Annotated in this window: 9 protein-coding genes and 1 pseudogene; 6 read left to right on the top strand and 4 right to left on the bottom strand. The window is 70.4% G+C overall.

Annotated elements, in window-relative coordinates; genetic code table 11:
• Positions 1-1047 (top strand): LacI family DNA-binding transcriptional regulator (locus tag CSW58_RS07055; protein WP_099446811.1); only part of this gene is annotated, 1047 nt, incomplete at its 5' end.
• Here CSW58_RS07055 and CSW58_RS07050 read toward each other — a convergent pair.
• Together CSW58_RS07050 and CSW58_RS07045 are read right to left on the bottom strand one after the other, a co-directional pair.
• A complete protein-coding gene (locus tag CSW58_RS07050) occupies positions 1044-1850 on the bottom strand; it encodes a DUF1206 domain-containing protein (protein ID WP_099446813.1) in 807 nt (268 codons plus the stop codon). The genes CSW58_RS07055 and CSW58_RS07050 overlap by 4 nt on opposite strands.
• A 37-nt stretch (positions 1851-1887) precedes the next feature.
• A complete protein-coding gene (locus CSW58_RS07045) occupies positions 1888-2238 on the bottom strand; it encodes a hypothetical protein (RefSeq protein ID WP_099446810.1) in 351 nt (116 codons plus the stop codon).
• Positions 2239-2458: 220 nt separating this feature from the next.
• Between CSW58_RS07045 and rutB the strand changes: the two genes are divergently transcribed.
• From rutB to rutA, 4 genes are all read left to right on the top strand, one after another.
• On the top strand, positions 2459-3163 hold the full coding sequence (gene rutB, locus CSW58_RS07040) for a pyrimidine utilization protein B (RefSeq protein ID WP_143755112.1): 705 nt from the start codon (positions 2459-2461) through the stop codon (positions 3161-3163).
• 152 nt (positions 3164-3315) lie between these two features.
• Positions 3316-3717, top strand: coding sequence for a pyrimidine utilization protein C (rutC, locus tag CSW58_RS07035; protein WP_099446809.1), 402 nt, complete (start codon positions 3316-3318; stop codon positions 3715-3717).
• A 7-nt stretch (positions 3718-3724) separates the two neighbouring features.
• Positions 3725-4534, top strand: coding sequence for a pyrimidine utilization protein D (gene rutD, locus CSW58_RS07030; RefSeq protein ID WP_099446808.1), 810 nt, complete (start codon positions 3725-3727; stop codon positions 4532-4534).
• A gap of 188 nt (positions 4535-4722) precedes the next feature.
• Positions 4723-5784 (top strand): pyrimidine utilization protein A, encoded by a 1062-nt coding sequence (gene rutA / locus CSW58_RS07025; protein WP_099446807.1) that lies wholly within the window; start codon positions 4723-4725, stop codon positions 5782-5784.
• 117 nt (positions 5785-5901) lie between these two features.
• Here the strand turns inward: rutA and CSW58_RS07020 are convergent, their stop codons facing one another.
• Entirely contained in the window at positions 5902-6402 is a 501-nt protein-coding gene (locus tag CSW58_RS07020) for an FKBP-type peptidyl-prolyl cis-trans isomerase (protein WP_099446806.1), read from the bottom strand.
• A 261-nt stretch (positions 6403-6663) separates the two neighbouring features.
• Here CSW58_RS07020 and CSW58_RS14025 point away from each other — a divergent pair, with 261 nt between their 5' ends.
• Positions 6664-6807 carry a hypothetical protein gene (locus CSW58_RS14025; protein ID WP_161494582.1) on the top strand — a complete coding sequence of 48 codons (144 nt, stop codon included), beginning with the start codon at positions 6664-6666 and terminating at the stop codon, positions 6805-6807.
• Positions 6808-6816: 9 nt separating this feature from the next.
• Here the strand turns inward: CSW58_RS14025 and CSW58_RS07015 are convergent.
• A pseudogene (locus CSW58_RS07015) lies at positions 6817-8212 on the bottom strand (M28 family peptidase).
• Positions 8213-8317 lie beyond the last annotated feature (105 nt).

The raw sequence follows: 8317 nt of genomic DNA, 5'->3' as shown, positions 1-8317 counted from the left end.
ATGCGCAGCGTCACCATCGTCCATGTCGCCGAGATGGCCGGGGTGTCGGTCAAGACCGTGTCGCGGGTGGTCAATAACGAACCCAATGTCTCGGCCGAGCTCCTGCCCGGGTCCAGGCGGCCATCGAGAACCCTCGGCTACAGCCCCAATATCGCCGCGCGGCGGATGGGCGGGGCCAAGTCCTATCTGATCGTCGCCTTCAACGACCGCGCCCTGACCCTGGAAAACTGGCGCAGCGACCGCGGCAACAACTGGATCGACCGCATGCAGTACGGGGCGATGCTGGAGTGCGACGCCCGCGGCTATCACCTGCTGCTGGAGCTGATCGACCTGGAGTCCGAGCAGCTGGAGCGGCGGGTGGCGGCGGTGCTGTCGACCCTGCGGCCCGACGGGGTGATCCTGACCCCGCCCAGCAGCGATCATCCGGACGTGCTGGCCGTTCTGGCCCGGCGGCAGATCCCCTTCGTCCGCATGGGCTCGATGGCCGACGGACCCGGGCACAGCGTGGCCCTGGACGACGCCGAGGCGGCCCGGGTCCTGACCGGCCACCTGCTGGAGCTGGGTCACCGGCGGATCGGCTTCATCACCGGCAGCGCCCGCTTCGCCGTCAGCGCCCGGCGCGAGGACGGCTTCGTCGAGGCCCTGCGGGCCGCCGGCGTCAGCGATCCGCGCGCCGGGGTGACCCCGGGCGACTTCACTTTCGAGGGCGGAGCCCGGGCGGCCGAGATCCTGCTGGCCCAGTCGCCGCGCCCGACCGCGATCATCGCCAGCAATGACGAGATGGCCCTGGCGGTGCTGCACGTCGCCCAGCGCCTGGGGCTGAGCACGCCGCGCGACCTGTCGGTGGCCACCTTCGACGACTCGCCCAGCATCCGCTTCTCGTTTCCGCCGATGACCACCATCCGCCAGCCGGTCGCCGAGATGGCCGCCCTCGGGGCCAGGATCCTGATCGACGCCGCCGCCACCCCGGGCCAGGCCGACCGCTCGCACCACCTGCTGCCGTTCGAGCTGATCGTCCGCGAGTCGACCGGACCGGTGCAGGCCTAGGCGCTGATCGCCTCGGCCGGCTTGATCACCCGGAACCAGGCCTCGGCCAGGCCAAACAGCCCGAACGCCGTCAGGCCCAGGGCGATGGCGGCCAGCAGGGTCGAGCCGAACGGCTGGGCCTCCAGGGCCTGCAGGGCGTCGGCCCAGCTGCGGGCCGGGCTGGCGCGGGCCGCAAGGCCGGCCTGGCACAGGAAATAGCCCAGCGGCAGGATCGCCAGCCCCCGGGCGGCATAGCCGAGGCGGGCCAGGGGCACGACCCGGGCGCAGACCGCCGGCGCACAGCGCAGCCGCTTGCCGAAATCCTGCAACGCCCCCTGGATCAGGTTGCCGATCCCGAAGGCCAGCACCACCAGACCCGCGGCCAGCAGCAGCCGGTCGCCGCCCGGCAGGGCCAGGACCCGGGCGGCGGCGGCCCGCATCTCGCCGGTCTCGTCGGCCTCGCGCACGTCCTCCAGACCGTCGAGCAGCTCGAAGGCCGACAGGGCCAGGGCGCCATAGACCAGGCCGCTCAGCAGCTGGCCGGCCCGCACGGCCCAGGCCTTGGGCGTCGTCCCGTGACCATCGGCGTCGCACACCGACTGCAGCCCCCGCCAGACGGCGAAGAACACCAGGCCCAGGCCGACCGCCGCGATCAGGGCCAGGCCGATCGGCCAGCGCGCCCAGGCCTCGATCGCCTCGCCGGCGCCGCTGGCCCGGGGCAGGCGGTCCAGGGCCGCCAGCAGGGCCAGGACGCCCATGCTCAGATAGACCGCGCCGCGCGCCGCATAGCCCAGCCGGCAGGCCGCTTCGATCAGGGAAGGCACGGTCGCCTGCAGCCGCGCCAGGCCGGGGCGCGGCACCCTAGCGGCCGGCGACCAGAGCGATCTGGATGGTTTCGCCGGTCACCGCCTTGCCGGTCCACCGCGTGCCCACCCCGCCGGACCTGTAGGGCGCGCAGAAGGTGATCGGGGCGGCGATCGGCTTGCGCTGCTTGAGGCAGACCTTGCCGCCCTTCAGGCTCCAGGTTCCGCTGGAGGCCTTGCCGCGCCGGCCGGTCGCCCGGTAGCCGCCGTCGCGATTGAGCCAAAGCCGCGCCTGGCGGCCGTCCGGATAGGTCGAGACGACCGTATTGCCGAAAGCCGGGGCCAGGGCGGCGGGGCCCGAGGTCAGGACCGAGGCGGCCAGGGCGGCGGTCGTCAGTAGGGCGAGCATGTCAGGTTCCTAGCCTTTGCCACGGGTCAGGCCCAAACGCCCCTCGGGGCGCGAGGTTGCTCGGGCGGCGGCCGGCGCCCCGCCCCGGCGGCGCCGGCCCGTCAATGCACCGTTCACGGACAGTTTGATCCCGACGCGACAATAGCGGCGCGCAAAGATTGCCTCCCCGCCCCGGATGGTCTTCCATGCCCGTCTTGAGATCACGGGAAACGCTGACGGCATGACCGATCCACTGGGCGACACCCTGCTGCTGGCGGCCCGGCCCGAACCCCTGGCCCTGCCGCGCGACAAGACCGCCGTGATCGTGGTCGACATGCAGAACGCCTATGCCTCGCCCGGCGGCTATCTGGACCTGGCCGGCTTCGACATCGCCGGGGCCAAGGCGGTGATCGGCAAGATCGCCGAGGTGCTCGACGTGGCGCGCGGCGCGGGCCTGCCGGTGATCTTCTTCCAGAACGGCTGGGACCCCGACTATGTCGAGGCCGGCGGCCCGGGCTCGCCCAACTTCCACAAGTCCAACGCCCTGAAGACCATGCGGGCCCGGCCCGAACTGCAGGGCCAACTGCTGGCGCGCGGCGGCTGGGACTATGCCCTGGTCGACGACCTGCAGCCGAAACCCGGCGACATCGTCCTGCCCAAGACCCGCTACAGCGGCTTCTTCAACTCCCAGCTCGACAGCGTGCTGCGGGCCCGGAGCATCCGCCACATCGTGCTGGTCGGCATCGCCACCAATGTCTGCGTGGAATCGACCCTGCGCGACGGCTTCTTCCTGGAATATTTCGGCACGGTCCTGGCCGACGCCACCCATCAGGCGGGGCCGGACTTCCTGCAGGAGGCCAGTCTGTACAATATCGAAAAGTTCTTCGGCTGGGTCTCGACCACGGCGGATTTCCGCGCCGCGTTCGGGCAGCTGGAGCCGAGCTAACGCCAACACCCCCTCAGTCGCTCCGCGACAGCTCCCCCAGAGGGGGAGCATTTGGCGGGCGCGGCGAAGATCCTCCCCCTCTGGGGGAGGTGGCCCGGAGGGCCGGAGGGGGCCAGCGGCGGTTGATACACCCTACAAAAGAGGACCACACCATGCCCAAGACCGTCATCACCCCGCCCGGCGCCGGCGTGCCGATCGCCCCCTTCTCGCCCGGCACCCTGGCCGACGGGGTGGTCTATGTCTCGGGCACCCTGGCCTTCGACAAGGACAACAATGTCGCCTGCGTCGGCGACGCCGAGGGTCAGACGCGGATCGTGCTGGAGACCATCAAGTCGGTGATCGAGACCGCCGGCGGCACCATGGATGACGTGACCATGAACCACATCTTCCTCAAGGACTGGGCCGACTACGCCGCCCTCAACAAGGTCTATGCCGAGTACTTCCCGGGCGACAAGCCGGCCCGGTTCTGCATCCAGTGCGGCCTGGTGCGGCCCGACTTCCTGGTCGAGATCGCCACCATCGCCCATATCGGCCCCGCGACTGGAAAGGCCTGAGGCGCTCATGACGCCCAGCGCCACGGGAACCGCCGACGGCCTGTGGTGGGAGGCCCATGACGGCCCCTCGCCCGACGCCGCCGCCGTGATCCTGTCGGCCGGCCTGGGCGGCTCGGCGGCGTTCTGGGGACCGCAGATGGCCGCCCTGACGGCCCGGTTCCGGGTGATCCTCTATGACCATCGCGGCACGGGGCGCAGCGTCCGCGCCCTCACCGAGCCGCATACGGTCCAGGCCATGGCCGACGACATCGTCACGGTGCTGGACGCCGTCGGCGTGGCGCGGGCCCATCTGGTCGGCCACGCGGCCGGCGGCAATGCCGGCCTGGCCCTGGCCCTGTCGCATCCCGACCGGCTGGACCGGCTGGTGGTGGTCAATGGCTGGTCGCGGCCCGACCCGCATATCGCCCGCTGTTTCGCCGCCCGCCTGCGCCTGCTGGCGGCGGGCGGGGCGCAGGCCTATGTCGAGGCCCAGCCGCTGTTCCTCTATCCGCCCGACTGGATCTCGGCCAACAGCGCCCGGATCGACGCCGAGGGCGCCCACCATGTCGCCGCCTTCCCGCCGCAGGCGGTGATGCGGGCCCGGATCCAGGCCCTGCTCGATTTCGACATCGACGACCGGCTAGGCGAGATCACCGGCCCGGTCCTGGTCAGCGCCAGCGCCGACGACATGCTTGTCCCGCCGCTCTGCGCGCGCCGCCTGGCCCAGCGCCTGCCCAACGCCACCCTGGACGTCGCGCCCTGGGGCGGTCACGCCTTCACGGTGACGGCGGCCGAGACGTTCAATGCGACGGTGGTCCCGTTTCTGGAGGGGGACTGATGCTCTACCCGCCCCATCCCCGCTCTCCCCGGCGAAGGCCGGGGCCCAGATCGCGGGATGAGCGTCGCGGCGGGGGCTCCGACCGTCGGCGAGAACGCCCCAATCTCCCGGGTTGAATCTGGGCCCCGGCCTTCGCCGGGGAAGCGGACTCTGAAAATCTTGGCTCAAGCCACAAGGATCTAGAAACCATGGAAATCGGCGTTTTCATTCCGATCGGCAACAATGGCTGGCTGATCTCCGAGGCGGCCCCGCAGTACATGCCCAGTTTCGAGCTCAACAAGGAGATCGTGCTGAAGGCGGAACAGTACGGGTTCGACTTCGCGCTCTCGATGATCAAGCTGCGCGGCTTTGGCGGCAAGACCCAGTTCTGGGAGCACAATCTCGAAAGCTTCACCCTGATGGCCGGCTTGGCGGCCGTGACCAGCAAGATCAAGATCTTCGCCACCGCCGCCACCCTGACCATCCCGCCGGCCATCGTCGCCCGCATGGCCTCGACCATCGACTCGATCGCCCCCGGCCGCTTCGGCATCAATCTGGTGACCGGCTGGCAGAAGGCCGAATATGACCAGATGGGCCTATGGCCGGGCGAGCAGCACTACAAGGACCGCTACAACTACCTGGCCGAATATACGACCGTGCTGAAGGACCTGCTGACCACCGGGGTCAGCGACTTCAAGGGCCAGTATTTCACCATGAACGACTGCCGGGTCAGCCCCCGGCCGCTGGACACCAAGCTGATCTGCGCCGGCTCCAGCGACGAGGGCCTGGCCTTCACCGCCCAGTATGCCGATTACAGCTTCGCCCTCGGCAAGGGGACCAACACCCCGGCCGCCTTCGCCTCGGTCAATGACCGGCTCAAGGCCGCCGCCGCCAAGACCGGCCGCGACGTGGCCGCCTATATCCTGTTCATGATCATCGCCGACGAGACCGATGAGGCGGCCATGGCCAAGTGGCAGGCCTATCGCGACGGGGCCGACCAGGAGGCCCTGGCCTGGCTGACCGACCAGGCCGCGCCCAACGCCGCCGCCGGCGCCACCACCAACACCACCCAGCTGGCGGCCGCCGCCTCGGCGGTGAACCTCAACATGGGCACGCTGGTCGGGTCCTATGAGAGCGTCGCCCGCATGCTCGACGAGGTCGCCGCCGTGCCCGGCACGGCCGGGGTGCTGCTGGTGTTCGACGACTTCGTGCAGGGGGTGGAGAATTTCGGGACGAGGATCCAGCCGCTGATGACGTCGCGGGCGGTGTAGATCCTCCCCCGAAGGGGAGGTGTCGCGGAGCGACGGAGGGGAAGTTCCCGGAACGGCGGGGACTACTCCCCCCTCCGGCCCTCCGGGCCACCTCCCCCTTCAGGGGGAGGATCCGCCTCAGTCCACCGCCAGCATGCCGATCAGCTGCAGGCGGAACTGCATGACGCTGCCGGCCGGGATCGGGCCGTTGTCGCGGTCGCCATAGCCGAGCTCGGCCGGCAGCCACAGGGTCCACTCGTCGCCGACATGCATCAGCGGCAGGGCCTCCAGCCAGCCGGGCACCAGGTTCTCGGCCGGCATGATCGCGGCGCGGCCGCGCTCGAACGAGCTGTCGAACACCGTGCCGTCCAGCAGCTTGCCCTCGTAATGCACCTTGATGATGTCGCCGATCTTGGGCGAGGGGCCGGTCTTGGGACCCGAGGTCACGACCTTGTATTGCAGGCCCGACGGCAGGGTGACCACGCCCGGAGCCTTGGCGTTGGTCGCCAGGAAGGCCTGGCCGGCGGCCAGGGCGCCCGTTACGGGGGCGGTGGCGGCGGGCGGGGCGGCCGCGTCCTGGGCCAGAACCGGCGCGGCCGTCAGGGACAGGGCCAGGGCCAAACCGACAAATCTAAGCATCGAGAACTCACCTTCAGGGCCAGGAGCCGGTTGGCCGCGAATGGACTCATCCGCAACCGATCAACAGGCTCTACTTCATCCGTTCGGCGCGTGACAACCGGCTGAAACGGCCGCCACGTCCCGCCGGCGCGCGGCCGAAATGGTGGGCGATTTCGTCGCACCCCGGATTAACGTCCCGGATAGCATTCAAGCGCATCGTTCTTCACAGGGACCCCGAGCGCCGTGTCCGCCGCCCGGAGAAAAGCCCAAGGGAGGTTACGCATGGCTCGATTGACGAACACCCCTACGCGTCTGGTTCACTGGTGGCAGCGCCATCCGATGGTCGCCCTGCTGCTCGGCTGGACGGTGATCGCCACCACCGCCGTGGCCGGCGCGGCCCAGCTGTGGCCCAGCCTGGCGGCCTGACGACAGCGGCTATTTCGGCGTCGCGACAGCGGCGGCCGCCGGGGCCGGCGGCGGGCTTTCGAACGCCCCGGCCGCCCCCGGAAACACCACCGGACTTTCCCAGCCGTCGGCGCTGACCGACGAGACGCCGAAGAACCAGTCGTCGATCACCACGTCCTTGAGGACCAGGCTGGTCCCCTGCCCCACCCAGCGGCTGTAGCGCCACTGCGGGTCGGTGGTGCCGCGCCACCAGACCCGATAGCCGGCCGCCCCGGGGTCGCCGTCCAGCTGACCTTGGTGTCGGGGCTGACCGCGCCCTCGATCCTGACGCCCGCGGGCGGGGCCGGGGCCGAGGCCAGCGAGGCCAGCGCCACCACGTTCAGCCGGGTGACCTGGGCCAGATAGGCGAAGTCGACGCCCTCGATGGTGTCGCCATAGGCCTTGCCGTTCTCGGTGCGCAGAGTCTGGTGCTGGCGGTCATAGTTCTCGGCCGCCTCGGTGACCCGCACCGCCGGATAGCCGGCCTCGAGCAGCGGCACCTGGTCGCCGCCCCGGCCATAGCGGTCGGTGCGATAGACCATCACCACGTCGAAATTGCTCAGATAGCGATCGGCCAGGCCGTCCAGATAGCGGGCGACGTTGCGCGACGGGCTGTCGACCTCGCCGCCGTTATAGCGCCGGCTATTGGCCTGTTCGGGCGTCTCGACCGCCTTGGTGCCCTCGGAAAACACCCGGACCTGGGTGTTGTTCATCACCCCGCTCTGGCCGCGACTGTTGCCGATGATGTCGTTGTTGAGATCGGCCTCGATCTTCCAGCCCTCGGCCCGGGCATGGTCGGCCAGGATCTTGCCGCCCAGCAGGCCCTGCTCCTCGCCCGACAGCACCGCATAGACCAGGGTGGCGGGGAACCTGTGCTTGGACAGCACCCGCGCGGCTTCCAGGACGGCGGCCACGCCCGAGGCGTCGTCATTGGCCCCGGGGCGTCGCTGGTGAAGTCCATCACGTCGGTGACCCGGCTGTCGAGATGGCCGGCGATCAGGATCACCCGGTCCGGATCGGTGGTTCCCCTCTGAACCCCCAGCACGTTCATGACCTTGGTCGGGGTCGGCACGCGGCGGCCGGTGACCGTGTCGTAGGGCATGACCGTCAGGATGCAGCCGCCGCAGGCCTGGCTGATCTCGCCGAACCGGGTCGCGGCCCAGGCCCGGGCCGCGCCGATGCCGCGCGTCTTGGAGGTCTGGTCCGATAGGGTGTGGCGGGTGCCGAACCCGACCATCGACCGGATCGAGGCCTCCAGCGCCTTGGGATCGACCTCGGCGGCCAGGGTCCGCAGCACCGGCTGGTCGGTGGAGGGCGCGGGCGTCTCGGCGGCGAGGGCCGGGGTGAACACGGCCAGGCTGGCCAGCAGGACGAGAAGCGGACGCATGACGACTCCGGCAATTGGGTCGGTGAAGGTGTCGCGACCGGGCATCGCGCGCAAGACCACCCGGCTCAGGTCGCCTGAGGCTCGCGCCACATCGGCCAGAGGGGC

This window comes from Caulobacter sp. B11 (assembly GCF_002737765.1).
In the GTDB taxonomy this organism is placed as follows: Bacteria; Pseudomonadota; Alphaproteobacteria; order Caulobacterales; family Caulobacteraceae; genus Caulobacter.
The sequence above is the reverse complement of the archived record's forward strand: the minus strand, read 5'-3'. Positions and strand labels throughout refer to the sequence as shown.

Bases quoted from the DNA above. Each gene is read 5' to 3' on its own strand.
- CSW58_RS07045 (WP_099446810.1), bottom strand. From the start codon at position 2,238: ATGCTCGCCCTACTGACGACCGCCGCCCTGGCCGCCTCGGTCCTGACC.
- rutB (WP_143755112.1), top strand. From the start codon at position 2,459: ATGACCGATCCACTGGGCGACACCCTGCTGCTGGCGGCCCGGCCCGAA.
- rutC (WP_099446809.1), top strand. From the start codon at position 3,316: ATGCCCAAGACCGTCATCACCCCGCCCGGCGCCGGCGTGCCGATCGCC.
- rutD (WP_099446808.1), top strand. From the start codon at position 3,725: ATGACGCCCAGCGCCACGGGAACCGCCGACGGCCTGTGGTGGGAGGCC.
- rutA (WP_099446807.1), top strand. From the start codon at position 4,723: ATGGAAATCGGCGTTTTCATTCCGATCGGCAACAATGGCTGGCTGATC.
- CSW58_RS07020 (WP_099446806.1), bottom strand. From the start codon at position 6,402: ATGCTTAGATTTGTCGGTTTGGCCCTGGCCCTGTCCCTGACGGCCGCG.
- CSW58_RS14025 (WP_161494582.1), top strand. From the start codon at position 6,664: ATGGCTCGATTGACGAACACCCCTACGCGTCTGGTTCACTGGTGGCAG.